Origin of the sequence: Epibacterium ulvae, from assembly GCF_900102795.1 — a bacterium.
GTDB classification, from domain to species: domain Bacteria; phylum Pseudomonadota; class Alphaproteobacteria; order Rhodobacterales; family Rhodobacteraceae; genus Epibacterium; species Epibacterium ulvae.
Genome location: NZ_FMWG01000001.1, coordinates 246,922 through 263,309, shown reverse-complemented (window position 1 = coordinate 263,309; position 16,388 = coordinate 246,922). Strand labels below are relative to the sequence as shown.

Sequence of the window (16,388 nt, the reverse complement as noted above, 5' to 3'; positions counted from 1 at the left end):
CCTAAACCCGAACCCCGCAGACGTAGGGGCTAAAATTACTTGGATTTCAGCTTTCGTGCTTCAATGATCACTTCATACGCTTTGTGATCAATTGGCTTGAAGGCCAGCGCTTCACCTGCAGCAACGCCATAGAAACAATCTTGATCTGTTTCATGCAGGGCGGCGACCAATGCGGTCATCTTTTCTTTGACATCAGCAGGCAGTTCTTTGCGCAGAACAATTGGACCTTCTGGGATGGGCGCGGATTTCCAGATCATGACCAGATCGTTCATATCAACCAAACCTGCATCAACCGCACGGCGCAGCGCGCCTGAGTTGAAACCATCTTCCCATTCACCAAGGCCATCTGCCCAAGTGACACCGCCATCAACGTCACCGTTGTTCACTGCAACGATGGTCTGCTCGTGGCCTCCAGTGAATTTCACATCACCAAAGTAATCGCCGCTTTCCATGGTGGCATTGATCTGACCTGGGATCTCAATAGAAGGGATCAGATAGCCGGAAGTAGAATTTGGATCGCCAAAACCAAAGGTTTTGCCCTTCATATCTTCCAGTGAGGCGATTGCCGCATCTTTACGGGCAAAACCAATAGAATGATAACCGTAGCCCCCATCCAGATTGTACTTAACCAAAACTGGTTCAACTGCTTCAGGATCAGAGAGGAAGGTTTTCGCATAAGACGATGCGCCCAGCCATGCCATATCGATGGTGCCGCCCAGAAGGCCTTGGATCACACCGTTATAGTCAGCAGGTGCGAACAGCTTTGCCTCTACACCTAATGTTTCTTCGGTGTACTGACGCAGGCATTCGTTGTTGTTCAAACGGTCTTGAGCGTTTTCGCCCCCCAGAATACCGATACGGAATTCGCTGATACCTTCCGCAAAAACAGGTGTCGTCAGGGCGGTTGTGGCCAGAACGGCCGCGATTACTTTTTTCATCTCAGAAGCACTCCAGGTTAATGACCCCAGAGCACTTCACCCCGGGGGATGAAAACAGGTCTATTCGGCAGGAACCGTTGCCGCAGAGGGCCTAGTGGCCCCGGTATGGGATTTATCCAAGGTCTCGATCTCGGTAGAGGTCGCCGCCTCGGAAAAGTCAGCGCTGGCTCCATAGATTTCGCGCGCAACGCCTGTGGTCAGCTGCTCGGGCAGGCCGTCGAAGACAATGCGCCCATCACGCATGCCAACCACGCGATCACAATAGCGGCGCGCCGTATCAAGCGTATGCAAGTTTGCGATAACGGTGCGGCCATCTTCTTCATGGATGCGGCGCAAAGCCTGCATGACTGTTTGCGCATTCATTGGATCCAAAGAGGCAATAGGTTCGTCCGCCAAAATAATCTTTGGATCCTGCATCAGAGCACGCGCAATCGCGACGCGTTGTTGCTGCCCACCAGACAGCGCTTCAGCGCGTTTTGGCGCATGTTCCGCAATACCAAGGCGTTCCAGGATATCGATTGCGCGATGAATATCGTCAGCTGGGTAAAGATTGAACAAGGTCGACAGCGTGCTGCGGCGATTCAAGGTGCCATGCAGCACGTTAGAAACAACATCCATACGAGGAACCAGATTAAACTGCTGAAAGATCATGGCGCATTGCGATTGCCACATGCGTTTCTGATGACCTGTCAGCGCCGTCACATCTCGCCCTTCGAACAAGATTGCACCATCCGTTGGGGCGGCCAGACGATTGACCATCCGCAGCAGCGTCGATTTACCGGCACCAGAGCGACCGATAATTCCAATCATACACGGCTTATCAATCATCAGATTTGCAGTATCTACCGCCAGCTTGTCACCAAACCGTTTGGTCAGTTTTTGTATCTGCAGCATCACAGCCCCCATCGAACTCTGAGGCGCTGTCTAATCCCCGCAGCCAAAGGTTTTGTGTCCTCGCAATGAAAGTTTTGTAACCACAAACGACAGCGCAGAAGAATCCGTCATAGATATCTGTGCACCAAAGCGATGAAGCGCTATAGGAGCAGCTGAACCTTCAGTTCAGCACCTCTATGCAAGGAGCCAAAGCATGTCATTTGACCGCAAGATCAAAATCGCCCCGTCAATCCTCTCCGCTGATTTCGCCAACTTTGGTCAGGAAATCCAAGCTATCGAGGCACAGGGCGCGGATTGGGTCCATGTAGATGTCATGGATGGGCATTTTGTGCCAAATCTGACGTTTGGACCACAAGCGGTGAAATCATTTCGTCCTCATGTGAAAACCGTAATGGATGTGCACCTGATGATCGCACCTGTTGACCCCTATATCGACGCCTATGCGGATGCTGGGGCAGATGTTTTGACCGCACATATTGAAGCGGGTCCGCATATCCACCGCACACTACAAGCTATCCGTGCAGCAGATATGAAGGCGGGCGTTGCTCTAAACCCGGGCACACCAGCCGAAGCCATTGAGCATCTTTTAGACCTCACGGATCTCGTCTGCGTCATGACCGTAAACCCCGGCTTTGGTGGTCAAAAATTCATCGACATGACAGCAAAGGTACGCCGTTTGCGCACAATGATTGGAGATCGCCCTATTCATATTGAAATCGATGGCGGCGTAGACCCAACAACTGCGCCCTTGCTGAGCGCAGCTGGAGCAGACGTTCTGGTCGCAGGATCCGCAGTCTTTCGAGGTGGTTCAGTCTCTCAACCTGAAATCTACGGCGAAAACATCAAAAACATTCGCGCCGCGGCTGAGGGAACATTGACCTAACGCAGCCAGCCAGCTTTCGCTGGCATCATGGTTCCTGCTGCCCTTAGAGATCACAGGGCAGCAGATTGATGAACAGGCTTGCGGCTCTCTCCGTAATACAGCGAGAAGCCACAAGACCATCATTGGTTTCACGTGGAATATTCTGCGCAAAACACAAAGGCAGGCGCAGCCTTCGCTCTCTACTTCTGAGACAATCGATTGAGAAACTTGCAAAACCTTCTATTGCACGCCTTGCACTGATAGGTCATGATTTAAGCACAATTGATTTGAGAGGCCATATGCGCAAATTCCTTGTCGTGTTAGATGATAGCCGCGAATGTTTGAACGCCATGCGCTTTGCTGCAATGCGCGCCGCCCATACCGGTGGTGGTGTCACGATCTTGTCGATCATTCCACCAGATGAATTTAATCACTGGATTGGCGTTGGCGAAGTGATGCGGGAAGAAGCCCGTGAGCGGATCGAAGTGCACTTTGAAGTTTTCGCAAAATGGATGCGGGATCGGCAGCAGATCGAACCTGAGCTGGTCATTCGCGAGGGTGAAGCCTTGCCAGAAATAATGGCTCAAATCGAAGAAGACACTGAAATCGGTGTGCTTGTGCTAGGCGCAGGCACCGATCGCAAAGGCCCCGGCCCGCTTGTAAGCCAATTGTCGCGCGGTTCAACTTCTCTTCCGGTACCCGTAACAATTGTCCCCGGCGACATCAGTAAAGAAAAACTGGAAGCCATCACCTAAAGTAGAAACTCGTCTCGCCTGCCTGTCTTTAAATACAGCCAGAATAGGGCATATGGCAACTTAAGGCTTGAAGTGCACTGGCCTGCGCTCCATATTTAGAATCATTCCAAAACTTGACTTCCCAGAGCTCTGACCTCATATCCGGGGAGATACAACGGAGACTTTGCATGTTTATTCAGACCGAATCCACGCCCAACCCGGCGACGCTGAAGTTCCTGCCGGGTCAATCCGTGCTTGACGCAGGCACTGCTGATTTCCCTAGCAAAGAAGCTGCTGAAAGCTCTCCTCTGGCCACGCGTATCTTTGACGTTGCCGGTGTGAACGGTGTTTTCTTCGGAAATGACTTTGTGACGGTCACCAAAGACGAGAGCGTAGATTGGGATCACATCAAACCCGCTATCCTAGGCGCCGTGATGGAGCATTTCCAATCTGGCCAACCTGTGATCAGTGATGGTGCAACACAGGCGCCAACCCATGCTGAACACGACGGTGAAGACGCTGAAGTTGTGAATCAAATCAAAGATCTTTTGGACAGTCGCGTACGTCCTGCTGTGGCGCAGGATGGTGGTGATATCACATTCCACGGCTTTGATCGCGGCATTGTATACTTGCACCTGCAAGGTGCCTGCGCAGGCTGCCCGTCTGCAACGCTGACCTTGAAAATGGGCATCGAAAACCTGCTGCGCCACTACATCCCCGAAGTGGCAGAGGTGCGCCCCGTTGCCCTCTAAACCAGTCATTTTGGCGCTTGACACATCGGCCGCGCATTGCGCGGCCGCTTTGTTGCGCGGTGATGACATCCTATTAGAACGCATTGAACCAATGTCGCGCGGCCAAGCAGAACGGCTAATGCCCCTGCTCGAAGAAATTCTGTCAGAGGCCGAAATCAATTGGTCAGATCTAACAGCTATAGGTGTTGGCGTCGGGCCAGGAAATTTTACCGGCATTCGCATTGCAGTTTCCGCTGCGCGCGGCCTTGCATTGGGATTAGATATTCCAGCGGTGGGAGTTGACGGCTTTGACGCGCGCGCGCAGGTGGGGCAGTTGCCTGCAATTCCTGCCCCCCGCGATCAGGTTTATGCACAGCCACGCGGGGAAGCACCGCGTCTCATGTCTGCCCAAGAAGCCTCCGATATTGCACGCGGTGCCGGTTTAACCTTTGCGCCCGCAGCCAGCCCCGCAGGTCTAGCAGGTCAAATAGCGCGACACACCGCCAATCGCTACAAAACGACAACCACCCCACCCGCTCCACTTTATCTGCGTGCAGCTGACGCCGCTCCCAGCCGCGATACGCCACCTCCACTACTCGATGAATAGCCTTTACACTATCAAAGATTTGGCGGACACACACGCTCTTGCCTTTACGGAGACACGCTGTTGGACCGAGGCTGAAATTACAACTCTGCTGAACAGCCCGTTCGTCTTCTTGTCTGGAGACTCACGATGTTTTGCCTTGGTCCGCGTTATCGCGGATGAAGCAGAGCTACTTACCCTAGCGACTCACCCCGAATATCAACGCAAAGGGCTGGCGACGAACCTCATGCCAATCTGGCAGGCAGCAGCCCAAAGCCGTGGCGCAGAACAGGCCTTTCTGGAGGTTGCTGCTGACAACATCGCTGCCCTGGCTTTATACCAATCACAAAGATTCGCGATCAGCGGCAGACGCAACGAATATTATGCGCGCAAAGACGGCGTTTTGGTCGACGCAGTGCTGATGCAGCGTACTTTCTCTCCACTCGCGAAATAAAACCTTACCAAATGATCAAAATGCTGTTGACCCTGCCCTAGGACAACGTCCTAAAGTGGTTCACTTGTAGAGCCTTTAATCGCTCGGTCAGTTCTATTAAAACCGACCCCACAAACAAAAACAAACTGGGAGTACTCTTACATGAGTCTGATGAAATCTCTTATGGGTGCGGCCGCCGCAATCGCTGTCACTGCAGGTACAGCTTTTGCTGATCCGGCTGTGATCTTCGACCTTGGTGGCAAGTTCGATAAGTCATTTAACGAAGCGGCCTATAATGGTGCAAAGCGTTGGGCCGATGAGACAGGCGGAACTTTCCGTGAAATCGAACTGCAATCCGAAGCCCAGCGTGAACAGGCTCTGCGTCGCTTTGCGGAAGCAGGCTCTAACCCCGTGATCACCATGGGTTTTGGCATGGCAGACCCGCTGAGCTCTGTTGCGCCTGACTATCCCGACACCAAATTCGTTGCAATCGACGTAAACTGGCTGGACGGCGAGAACCTGCGCCAAGTAAGCTTTGCGGAACACGAAGGCTCTTATCTTGTTGGTATGATGGCTGCCATGGCGTCAAAATCTGACACTGTTGGCTTCATCGGCGGCATGGATATCCCGCTGATCCGCCACTTTGCCTGCGGTTATGCACAGGGTGCTAAAGCCGTGAACCCAGACATCACTGTTGTTGCCAACATGACCGGCACCACCCCCGCGGCGTGGAACGATCCCGTGAAAGGCTCTGAGCTGACCAAAGCACAAATCAGCCAAGGTGCTGATGTTGTCTACGCTGCAGCTGGCGGCACTGGCGTTGGTGTTCTGCAAACGGCAGCAGACGAAGGCATCCTGTCGATCGGCGTTGACAGCAACCAGAACCACCTGCACCCCGGCAAAGTTCTGACGTCCATGCTAAAACGCGTCGATGTTGCGGTTTATGAAGCCATGAAAGCAGGCACCGATCTGGAAACCGGCAAATTCACCATGGGCCTGGCCGAAGAAGGTGTTGGCTACGCACTGGACGATAACAACGCCCCGCTGGTCAGCGCAGACATGAAAGCCGCAGTCGATGCAGCACGTGAACAGATCATCAAAGGTGAGCTGAACGTCGCAAGCTACTACGCAGACAACAGCTGCCCCGCTCTGTCGTTCTAATCAGCAAAGGCCCCAAGCCATGACAGATTGTATCACCACATTCTTTTCGGCTTGGGGCGACCTACCGCCCGAGAGCCGCGCAGACAAGCTGACCGCGGCCCTTGGGCCACAATTTACCTATGCCGATCCTAACACACCTGATGTGGTCACCGGACAGGCGGCCTTCCTTGAGTATGTTGCCCAGTTCACTGCGCATATGCCAGATGGGGAAGCTCGGGTCGTGGCGACATCACAGACAGCGTCTTGTACCCGTGTCACTGTGGATTTCCTCTCAAACGGGACACACATGATGCGCGGACAATATTTCGCAGATCTCGATACCGCAGGTAAGATCACTCGTATGATCGGTTTCATAGGGCTAGGGGAGCCCCAATGACGGCACCAGCAATTGAACTCAAAGGTATTTCCAAGGCCTTTGGCCCGGTCCAGGCAAACAAGGACATTTCGATCAGCGTACAACCCGGTACCATTCATGGGATCATCGGTGAAAACGGCGCGGGCAAATCCACGCTGATGAGCATCCTCTACGGATTTTACAAAGCTGACCGTGGCGAAATCTGGATCAATGGCAACAAAACCGAGATCCCAGACAGCCAAGCGGCAATTGCCGCAGGCATTGGCATGGTATTCCAACACTTTAAGCTTGTTGAAAATTTCACTGTGCTCGAAAATGTAATCCTCGGAGCCGAAGACGGTGGATTACTTCGCCCGTCCCTCGCCAAAGCACGCAAAGCCCTAAAAGCTCTTGCTGCAGAGTATGAGCTCAACGTGGATCCAGATGCGCGTATTGACGAAATCGGTGTGGGCATGCAGCAACGTGTGGAAATTCTCAAAGCACTTTATCGTCAGGCTGATATTCTTATCTTGGACGAACCCACCGGCGTTTTGACACCCTCAGAGGCGGATCAACTGTTCCGCATCCTCGACAGGCTACGCAGTGAGGGCAAAACAATCCTGCTCATCACGCACAAAATGCGAGAGATCATGGAATACACCGACACAGTTTCTGTGATGCGTCGGGGTCAGATGACTGCAACCGTCAAAACCAAAGACAGCAGCCCAGAAGAGCTGGCAGAATTGATGGTTGGGCGTAAGGTCTTGCTGCGCGTGGACAAAGTTCCAGCACAACCGGGTGCGCCGATCTTGGAAATCGAAGGCCTGCGCGTCGTAGATGACGCAGGTGTAGAGCGCGTTAAAGGGATCGACCTGACAGTACGTGCCGGCGAGATTCTTGGGATAGCAGGGGTTGCTGGAAACGGCCAATCAGAGCTGATGGAAGTCTTGGGCGGCATGACCGTCGGCACAGGTTCCGTGCGTTTGCATGGCAATCCCCTTCCGCTCAGCGGGCTGGGTGCTGATGGCCGTTCGCGCCGTGCAGCGCATATTGGCCATGTGCCAGAAGATCGCCAAAGCGAAGGCCTCATTATGGATTTCCATGCTTGGGAAAACGTGGCTTTTGGCTACCACCGGTCGCCTGAATACCAAAAAGGGCTGTTGATGGACAATGCTGCGGTGCGCGCGGATACGGAGGCCAAAATGGCCAAATTTGATGTCCGCCCCCCAGATCCATGGCTTGCCGCCAAGAACTTCTCAGGCGGGAACCAGCAAAAGATCGTTGTCGCGCGTGAAATTGAACGCAATCCCGATCTCTTGCTGATTGGCCAGCCCACACGGGGTGTGGACATTGGTGCGATTGAGTTTATTCACAAACAAATTGTGGCTCTTCGCGACCAAGGCAAAGCAATTTTACTGGTCTCGGTTGAGCTAGAAGAAATCCTGTCCCTGTCTGATCGGGTTGCCGTCATGTTCGATGGCCAGATCATGGGCGAACGCCCTGCTGATCAAACTGATGAAAAAGCACTCGGCCTGATGATGGCTGGCGTCGCGGGGGAGGCCGCGTAAATGGAAAAAATGCCCAAATGGGCCGATGTAGTGCTGATCCCATTGATCAGCCTGCTTCTGGCCGCTGCCCTATCCGCATTGGTGATTCTTGGAATAGGTGAAGACCCGATTGAAGCGGTGAAAACAATGATCACCGGCGCCTTGGGGTCTACCTACGGCTGGGGATATACGCTTTATTACGCAACAAATTTCCTGTTCACAGGCCTAGCAGTTTCTGTTGCCTACCATGCGGGCCTGTTCAACATCGGCGGCGAAGGTCAGGCGATGCTCGGCGGACTTGGTGTCGCGCTTATCTGCCTTTTCATTCCTTGGCCACATTGGTCGATTGCTTTGATTGTTGCCGCCATTGCCGCGGGTCTGTTTGGCGCAGCCTGGGCTGCAATCCCCGCCTATTTGCAAGCCAAGCGTGGCAGCCACGTGGTGATCACCACCATCATGTTCAACTTTATTGCCTTTTCAGTGTTGAACTACATGCTGGTCAATGTCCTCAAACCCCAAGGGGCGATGGATCCTGCAACAGCGCGCTTCCCTGAAGCGATCCACCTGCCCTCGCTGCATGAAATCCTTTTGCCTTTGGGAATTAATTTTTCCAAATCTGCCCCGGCAAACGTCAGCCTCTTGGTCGCTATTGCGGCCTGTTTTGTTGTCTGGCTGTTGATCTGGCGCACATGGCTGGGCCATGAGATCCGCGCGTTTGGTAAATCTGAATCCGGCGCACGCTACGCGGGCATGTCCCCTTTGAAAATCACCATGATCGCCATGCTGATTTCTGGCGCGCTTTGCGGCATGATGGCCATCAACAACGTCATGGGTGAGGCCGAGCGTCTGGTTCTGAACTCAACCGAAGGCGCAGGCTTCATTGGCATCGCGGTTGCTCTCATGGGGCGCAATCATCCCTTTGGCGTCTTCCTTGCAGCGCTTTTGTTTGGTTTCCTCTACCAAGGTGGCGCAGAGCTCGCTTTGTGGAGTTCTATTCCACGCGAACTGATCGTCGTGATCCAAGCTTTGGTTATCCTATTCACCGGGGCACTGGATAACATGGTGCGCATGCCGCTTGAAAAGCTGTTCATTGCGGTACGGAAGGAGAAAGCCTGATGGATTTTCTGACCCTGGTCCAGGTTCTGGACAGTACCGTTCGCCTGTCTACCCCCTTATTGCTGGCCTGCCTTGCGGGTCTGTTTTCTGAACGTGCGGGGATCTTCGACATTGGTCTCGAAGGTAAAATGTTGATTGCTGCCTTTTTCTCGGCAGCCGTGGCGGCACTAACCGGAAACGTTTGGCTCGGCTTGCTGTCGGGCATCGCTTCTTCCCTCGTACTCGCAGGCCTTCACGGGCTGGCCTCGATCACCTTCCGGGGCAATCAGTTGATTTCTGGTGTTGCAATCAACTTTCTTGCGGCAGGCATCACTGTTTTGATTGCTCAGGATTGGTTTCAGCAAGGGGGCCGAACCCCCTCTTTGATCGGAGGGGGCCGGTTTGCACCAGTAGAGCTGCCGTTTGCGATCGGCGCATCCGAGGCAGAGGCTGCAGGTCGTCCACTGTCGCAACTGCTGGCCGAGGCCTCGCCCTTGCAACAGGTCTACTCCGAACTGATCTCTGGCCACTCTATCCTTGTTTACCTTTCATTTCTGGCCGTACCTCTGACAGCTTGGGTGCTCTTTGGCACACGCTTTGGTCTACGCCTGCGCGCTGTGGGCGAAAATCCAGCAGCGGTTGATACCGCTGGTATCTCAGTTGTTGGTCTGCGCTTTGCAGCTGTGGGCATTTGTGGTGTCTTATGCGGTATCGCGGGCGCGTATCTGGCAACAGCCCTGCAGGCTGGATTTGTCAAAGAGATGACTGCAGGTCGTGGATTTATCGCTCTCGCCGCTTTGATTTTTGCAAAATGGCGCCCTTGGCATGCCCTATCTGCCTGCCTTTTGTTTGGTCTACTGCAAGCACTCGCGTTACGTTTTCAAAGCATCAATATCGCTGGTGTGTCTGTACCAGTTCAGCTGATGGAAGCTCTGCCATACATACTAACAGTAGTCATTCTTGCCGGGTTCGTCGGCAAAGCCGTGCCACCTAAAGCTGGCGGCGAACCCTACGTCAAGGAACGATAAGAACCACAGTAAAAAGATGCAAAAAACCCGGTTAAATCAACCGGGTTTTCTTTATCGCGTGCCATTTGCATAGATGATTGACTATTTGCACAATTTATGAGACGTTTGGTCTCAATTATTGGCCAGTCTGGAACATCGGGTGTCCCTATCTGGATCTTTAATCCACCTGTCACTTGCGACATAGAAGACGCAGAATGCAGCAAAGCGGCATCTTCTGTTGATTTTGTTCCAAACCACGGCCTAACAAAGCTCATGCAAATCTATCTTCCAATTGCAGAAGTTTCCGTAAACGCCTTTCTCCTACTTGGCCTAGGCGGCCTCGTAGGCGTGCTCTCCGGCATGTTTGGTGTTGGCGGCGGCTTTCTGATGACCCCGCTTCTTTTCTTTATCGGCATCCCACCTGCGGTTGCAGTTGCCACTGAGGCAAATCAAATCGTTGCATCGTCATTTTCTGGCGTCTTGGCCCATTTTCGACGACGAACGGTAGACATAAAGATGGGCGTGGTTCTGCAAGTCGGAGGCTTGATGGGAGCAGCCATCGGGGTTGTTGTGTTCAACTATCTCAAAAGCCTTGGGCAAGTCGATCTTCTGGTCAAACTCTGCTATGTGGTTTTTCTAGGGATTGTCGGCAGCTTGATGTTCATCGAAAGCTTAAACGCAATCCGCAAATCTAAAAGCCCAACTGCAGGTGCTCCTAAAAAACGTCAGCGCGGCTGGGTTCATACCATGCCGTTCAAAATGCGCTTCCGCACGTCAGGCCTTTATATCTCGGTCATCCCTCCCGTTCTGGTTGGCATTTGCGTCGGAATTTTGGCTGCGATCATGGGGGTCGGCGGAGGCTTTATCATGGTGCCTGCGATGATCTACATTCTCGGCATGCCCACCAAAGTGGTTGTTGGGACCTCCCTGTTCCAGATCATCATGGTCACTGGCTTTACCACCATGCTGCATGCGACAACGAACTATACGGTTGATATTGTCCTCGCGGTTCTTCTGTTGGTCGGCGGTGTAATCGGTGCACAAATTGGCACACGTATTGGTGTCTACCTCAAAGCGGAACAGCTTCGTATTCTCCTCGCACTGATGGTTATGGCTGTTTGTGGCAAACTGGCATTGGATCTGTTGATTATGCCGTCAGAACTCTACTCCCTTGGCAGTGGTGGAGGACATTAACATGTGGCGCTTTTTCATCTTAGCACTCTGCTGTGCACTGCCTGTACAAGCCAGTGAAGAACAGGTTGTTCTTGGTCTAAGCAAGGATCAAGTCTCTATCACCACAGATTTCGACGGCTCAGACATTCTGATCTACGGCGCAATCAAACGAGACTTTGCCGTGCCTGAAGGCGCGCCGGTTCAGGTGATTGTCACCCTTTCAGGCCCAGAAAACCCGCTCACTGTAAGACGTAAAGAAAGGCAATTTGGGATCTGGGCCAATGCCGATGCAGCTGAAATCGCATCTGCTCCCGATTTCTATGCAGTTGCAACCAGTGCGCCCTTTAATGAAATTCTTCGCGACGAAGAAGATAAAGCCTATCGCGTCTCTGTTCAGCGCGCCATTCAAGCTCACGAATCTGAAGGTCATGCCAAAGAAACCAGCAATTTTGTCGATGCGGTGATCCGCATTCGCGAAAACGGTGACAAATATGCTCTGAACGAAAACAGTGTTCAGGTGAACCAACAGACACTCTTTCGCACCGACATTGAAATGCCGCCAGATTTGACAGAGGGCGAATATAAAGTGCGCGTGCTCCTTACCCGCTACGGTAAGGTAGTGACCGAACATCAAGGTTTGATCAATGTGCAAAAGGTAGGGCTAGAGCGCTTCCTGTTCAATCTGTCACGTGAACAGCCCTTTCTCTATGGTATTATGTCTCTGGCCATCGCGATTTTTGCTGGGTGGAGCGCCTCTGCAGTCTTCCGTCTGATCAAAAGCGGCTGACGTCAGATATGGCGAAACCGCATCTGGTCTTGCCTCACAAGGCCAGATGCCACGCCCAACAACTGGATACTGGCCCTAGGCCTGTATCAGTCGGCGGGAGCCCTACCTGTTTAAACATTCACCCAAGGGCCCGCATCTGCTGTTGGTTAATCTCTAACCTTCGTCATTTGTCTGTGTTTCCAGCTGCAGTGCGACAGGCGCAGTTTTAAGGTCATCAACCCTCAGCACATCTGATGGCTTTGCCAAACGATTCCGCACCACCCAGATCAGCCGCTCTTGTGCGCGTGTGATTGCCACATAGGCCAAGCGTTTCCACAAAGGTTGCCCTGCTTCAACACGCCCCATACGTGCGGCCGCATAAATATCAGGTGCAAAGACCTGAGCAGTATCCCACTGTGAACCTTGTGCTTTGTGGATGGTTACAGCTGCACCATGCAGGAATGTCGCCCCCATACGCGCTGCAAAGGGAATAAAAGGTTCGTCTTCATCGGGTTTTTCAATCTTCACAATGGATGCCGCAGAAACCTGCGGATCTTCGGCGCCCATCACATGTAACCTAGAAAATCCCGGTTTACGGCCCGGTCCCAAATAGATCACCTGTGCCCCTTTGATCAAACCGCGCGCTTCCAGATCCAGACGTTTTTTGCGATGTTTAAGCGGCAGTTCCAGCCCATCACAGATCAAGGGTTCTCCAGGCAACAACTCATCTTCCGGCGCGCCATAAACATTACGAAACGCATTGATAAGACGAATACGGGTTGCATTGCGCCATACCAATGCCGGAGAACGCGCCATCAAATCAACCTCAACCCGCTGGCCCCAGACCACCCGCTCATCACGACGTGCAGTATCTTCAACCATCCGCTCAAAATCCTCAAATCCAAGTTGCGGATCAGCCAGAGCATGGGCAAGATCCAAAATTGGATTGTCAGCTTCCTGTCTGTGAATGCGATTAAGGACCAATTGGCGCGGCTGTGGCAGGCCTTCAAACACCATCGATCCAGATTGGTTCACAGGGGCAAGCTGGGCAGGGTCTCCAAACAGCACAAGGTTTGGAAAGATCTCTTTCAAATCATCAAATTGCCGATCATCCAGCATGGATGCCTCATCGACAAAACCAATATCCAACGGCTCATCCCGGCGTTTCCATCCCGTGATGAAGTCCGATCCACGCAAGCCTGCAACGGCTAAGGCGCCTGGAATTGATTTGTTCTTTTCATAAAATGCCGCAGCGCGTGCCAGGACTTCAGACGTCAGCCCTTCAATCTCGGGCTCTTCCCCCTGCCCCGCCAGCCATTCCGCGACCTTTTCGTATTCAGGATCGTAGACCGGCGTATAGAGGATGCGGTGTATGGTCGTTGCAGGCACTCCCCGCAGGCGCAAAACACTCGCCGCTTTGTTGGTTGGCGCAAGAATGGCTAGCGTGCGCCGTTCAGTCTTTTTCCGACTTTCATAATCTCCCGAAACAACCTCTACCCCGGACTCTTCGAGAGCTTTATAAAGCTCTGCCAAAAGAAGTGTTTTCCCAGAGCCCGCTTTTCCGATCACAGCCATGACACCAGAATCGCCACGCGGTGGTTGCAAAAGCCCATCATCAAGATCAACGCCCGCTTGGCGTAACAGTTCGGTCACACTGTCAAATGCAGCGGCCTGATCATCTGAAAATTGTATGGCTGTTCCTGTCATGGCGCGACCCTATAGATCTGTTATGACAAGTACCAGAGCAGGTAGAACATCAAATGAACTACACAACAATCAACCCGTTGCTTGTGGCGCGGGCAATCGCATGTGTGGTGTTCGTTGCCTCCAGTTTAGAACGTGCACCTTCGATATAAACCCGCAAAGTATGTTCGGAAATCGAAAGCATTTCGGCCACTTGTGCGCGGCTGTGGCCAAAGGCAAGCAATGTCAGCGCGTCAACTTCACGCGGCGACAGCGCAGCTTTCGTTGCGGTCGCATCCTGCGTTGCCAATCTAAGAATTTTACGATGTAAAAAATGGGCAAGCAGGATCAAATCATGCCCGTGGGCGGCAGTAAATTCACCCCACATATGATCGTCACAACTATGCGTAAGCGACAGCAGTGCAAATTGTCCTTGCGGACCCCGCACGGGAATCGAATATCCTTGGGTGCCCACATCCTGATTTTCAGCCTCTGCCCAAAAGGAGTGCGCCAATTTTGAAGTCCAATCAAAAGCACGCCAATCCACTGGAGCAAATCGTTGGAAACACCCTGTTATGACAGGGTCGACTCGTACCATTGCCGCATCTCGATAGCGTTTGGACCAAGACTCGCGAAAGGTACCAAAATACGAGTTTTGCCCATTGGCATCTATCCAAAGATAAGCAGCATGTTTGACCTGCAACGCAGAACGCGCACATAGCATAATATCGTCAAGGCCATTCAAATGTGTAACCGCTTCGATACTATTTAAGATCTGGTCAAGAGAGTCGCCGCCCGACATATAACCACCTGTTTCCCCATACTTATTTTCCTTCATAAGAAGGGAGCCAGCTTGCACTGGGCTCAGATGTGTTTTCACGGGTCACTCCTCAGAGGTCAATGAGAACGTATACAGATCGTTAAAATGGTTTTTATTTTCCCCAATTGGTGCGCAATACGCACATTTTTTGATTGAAAATTAACCAAATACGCAAAAGGCCCTTCCATATTAGGAAGAGCCTTCAGTGTTTTCGACTTTGGAAATCTCACCAATGTATGGCTGGAAGAGTTACAAAACTTAGCTTCTGCCCGCTTCCAGTACATCGCCCAATGTTCGCAATCCTGTGCGCGGAGCCTGTACAAGCACAGACATATTCCCCGGCTTATGCTCGTTCCGCAGCATTTTCATATGTGCATCTGGCAGCTCTGCCCAAGGGAATACCTCTGACATACATGGGTCCAAACGGCGCTCGACCATCAAGTTGTTTGCAGCAGACGCTTGCTTGAGATGGGCAAAATGCGACCCTTGCAAACGTTTTTGGTGCATCCACATGTAGCGCACGTCAAATGTACAGTTAAATCCAGAGGTGCCCGCACAGATCACAACCATGCCACCTTTTTTACAGACCAGAGAAGACACCGGGAACGTCTTTTCACCAGGGTGTTCAAACACCATGTCGACGTTGACGCCCTTGCCCGTGATCTCCCAGATCGCCTTACCAAACTTCCGCGCTTCTTTCAGCCAATCGTTATACTCAGGCGTATTGACCGTTGGCAGCTGTCCCCAGCAATTGAAATCATTGCGATTGATGACACCTTTGGCACCAAGGCCCATCACAAAATCACGCTTGCTTTCATCTGAGATCACACCAATTGCATTTGCACCGGCCGTATTGATCAACTGGATCGCATAAGAGCCCAACCCACCAGACGCGCCCCAAACCAAAACATTCTGGCCCGGCTTCAAATCATGTGGTTCATGACCAAACAACATACGATAAGCCGTCGCAAGGGTCAGGGTGTAGCAAGCGCTTTCTTCCCAAGTCAGGTGCTTAGGGCGTGGCATCAACTGCTGCGCTTGAACCCGTGTAAACTGTGAGAAAGATCCATCAGGTGTTTCATAACCCCAGATCCGCTGCGAATTAGAGAACATCGGATCACCACCATTACAGTGCTCATCATCCCCATCATCTTGATTGCAATGGATGACAACTTCATCGCCAACTTTCCAGCGTGTCACTTTATCGCCCACAGCCCAAACGATACCCGACGCATCAGAACCCGCAATGTGGTAGGGTTGTTTGTGCACATCGAACATCGAAATCGGCACACCCAAACCGGCCCAAACACCATTATAGTTCACGCCCGCTGCCATAACGAGAACCAACACCTCGTTGCTGTCCAGCTCTGGTACATCCACAACTTCCTGTAGCATTGCCTTATTAGGCTCGCCTTCGCGCTCTTTGCGAATGGCCCAAGCATACATCTGCTTTGGCACGTACCCCATCGGAGGGATTTCTCCCATCTCATACAGATCTTTTTCGGGCGCGTCATAGGACAGGGCGGTGTTTTCAGTATCCAAAGCCATGCTGGCCTCCTTCACACATGATTTCGCTGCGATGCAGAATCGCAGCTTCACGGATAGGAATAAAAATGGATGAGTAATA

The 16,388-nt window shown here is 52.4% G+C and carries 17 protein-coding genes; 12 read left to right on the top strand and 5 right to left on the bottom strand.

The window, feature by feature from the left end; genetic code table 11:
• Positions 1 to 35: 35 nt before the first annotated feature.
• Complete coding sequence (phnD, locus tag BLP79_RS01340) at positions 36 to 938, bottom strand: phosphonate ABC transporter substrate-binding protein (RefSeq protein ID WP_090215042.1); 903 nt, start codon at positions 936 to 938, stop codon at positions 36 to 38.
• Between the two features lie 60 nt (positions 939 to 998).
• Positions 999 to 1,832: a phosphonate ABC transporter ATP-binding protein gene (gene phnC, locus BLP79_RS01335; RefSeq protein WP_090215666.1), complete on the bottom strand. Its 834-nt coding sequence runs from the start codon at positions 1,830 to 1,832 to the stop codon at positions 999 to 1,001.
• Between the two features lie 193 nt (positions 1,833 to 2,025).
• On the opposite strand from phnC, the gene rpe reads away from it, so the two are divergent.
• The 12 genes from rpe (at position 2,026) to BLP79_RS01270 (ending at position 12,279) form a co-directional block, all read left to right on the top strand.
• Positions 2,026 to 2,715 (top strand): ribulose-phosphate 3-epimerase, encoded by a 690-nt coding sequence (rpe, locus tag BLP79_RS01330; RefSeq protein ID WP_090215040.1) that lies wholly within the window; start codon positions 2,026 to 2,028, stop codon positions 2,713 to 2,715.
• Between the two features lie 278 nt (positions 2,716 to 2,993).
• Positions 2,994 to 3,449 carry a universal stress protein gene (locus tag BLP79_RS01325; protein ID WP_090215664.1) on the top strand — a complete coding sequence of 152 codons (456 nt, stop codon included), beginning with the start codon at positions 2,994 to 2,996 and terminating at the stop codon, positions 3,447 to 3,449.
• A 167-nt stretch (positions 3,450 to 3,616) separates the two neighbouring features.
• Positions 3,617 to 4,180 (top strand): NifU family protein, encoded by a 564-nt coding sequence (locus tag BLP79_RS01320; RefSeq protein WP_090215037.1) that lies wholly within the window; start codon positions 3,617 to 3,619, stop codon positions 4,178 to 4,180.
• Positions 4,170 to 4,766 carry a tRNA (adenosine(37)-N6)-threonylcarbamoyltransferase complex dimerization subunit type 1 TsaB gene (gene tsaB, locus BLP79_RS01315; protein WP_090215035.1) on the top strand — a complete coding sequence of 199 codons (597 nt, stop codon included), beginning with the start codon at positions 4,170 to 4,172 and terminating at the stop codon, positions 4,764 to 4,766. Before BLP79_RS01320 ends, tsaB begins: the two co-directional genes overlap by 11 nt.
• Positions 4,759 to 5,196 (top strand): GNAT family N-acetyltransferase, encoded by a 438-nt coding sequence (locus BLP79_RS01310; protein ID WP_170830435.1) that lies wholly within the window; start codon positions 4,759 to 4,761, stop codon positions 5,194 to 5,196. The genes tsaB and BLP79_RS01310 overlap by 8 nt, the downstream gene beginning before the upstream one ends.
• 141 nt (positions 5,197 to 5,337) lie before the next feature.
• A complete protein-coding gene (locus tag BLP79_RS01305; RefSeq protein WP_090215033.1) occupies positions 5,338 to 6,336 on the top strand; it encodes a BMP family lipoprotein in 999 nt (332 codons plus the stop codon).
• Between the two features lie 19 nt (positions 6,337 to 6,355).
• Positions 6,356 to 6,712 (top strand): nuclear transport factor 2 family protein, encoded by a 357-nt coding sequence (locus BLP79_RS01300; protein ID WP_090215031.1) that lies wholly within the window; start codon positions 6,356 to 6,358, stop codon positions 6,710 to 6,712.
• Complete coding sequence (locus BLP79_RS01295) at positions 6,709 to 8,238, top strand: ABC transporter ATP-binding protein (protein WP_090215029.1); 1,530 nt, start codon at positions 6,709 to 6,711, stop codon at positions 8,236 to 8,238. The genes BLP79_RS01300 and BLP79_RS01295 overlap by 4 nt, the downstream gene beginning before the upstream one ends.
• Positions 8,239 to 9,333, top strand: a complete 1,095-nt coding sequence (locus tag BLP79_RS01290; RefSeq protein ID WP_090215027.1) for an ABC transporter permease — start codon at positions 8,239 to 8,241, stop codon at positions 9,331 to 9,333. It abuts the gene before it with no gap.
• Entirely contained in the window at positions 9,333 to 10,340 is a 1,008-nt protein-coding gene (locus tag BLP79_RS01285) for an ABC transporter permease (RefSeq protein WP_090215024.1), read from the top strand. The genes BLP79_RS01290 and BLP79_RS01285 overlap by 1 nt, the downstream gene beginning before the upstream one ends.
• A gap of 252 nt (positions 10,341 to 10,592) precedes the next feature.
• Positions 10,593 to 11,513, top strand: a complete 921-nt coding sequence (locus tag BLP79_RS01275; RefSeq protein ID WP_090215020.1) for a sulfite exporter TauE/SafE family protein — start codon at positions 10,593 to 10,595, stop codon at positions 11,511 to 11,513.
• 1 nt (position 11,514) lies between these two features.
• Complete coding sequence (locus BLP79_RS01270; protein ID WP_090215018.1) at positions 11,515 to 12,279, top strand: TIGR02186 family protein; 765 nt, start codon at positions 11,515 to 11,517, stop codon at positions 12,277 to 12,279.
• A gap of 153 nt (positions 12,280 to 12,432) precedes the next feature.
• Here BLP79_RS01270 and BLP79_RS01265 read toward each other — a convergent pair whose 3' ends face one another.
• The 3 genes from BLP79_RS01265 to ccrA all read right to left on the bottom strand — a co-directional run bounded on the left by BLP79_RS01265 (position 12,433) and on the right by ccrA (position 16,309).
• A complete protein-coding gene (locus BLP79_RS01265; RefSeq protein WP_090215015.1) occupies positions 12,433 to 13,965 on the bottom strand; it encodes an ATP-dependent DNA helicase in 1,533 nt (510 codons plus the stop codon).
• Positions 13,966 to 14,023: 58 nt separating this feature from the next.
• Positions 14,024 to 14,821, bottom strand: coding sequence for a helix-turn-helix transcriptional regulator (locus BLP79_RS01260; protein ID WP_232716337.1), 798 nt, complete (start codon positions 14,819 to 14,821; stop codon positions 14,024 to 14,026).
• A 198-nt stretch (positions 14,822 to 15,019) separates the two neighbouring features.
• A complete protein-coding gene (ccrA, locus tag BLP79_RS01255) occupies positions 15,020 to 16,309 on the bottom strand; it encodes a crotonyl-CoA carboxylase/reductase (protein WP_090215012.1) in 1,290 nt (429 codons plus the stop codon).
• Positions 16,310 to 16,388: the final 79 nt, after the last annotated feature.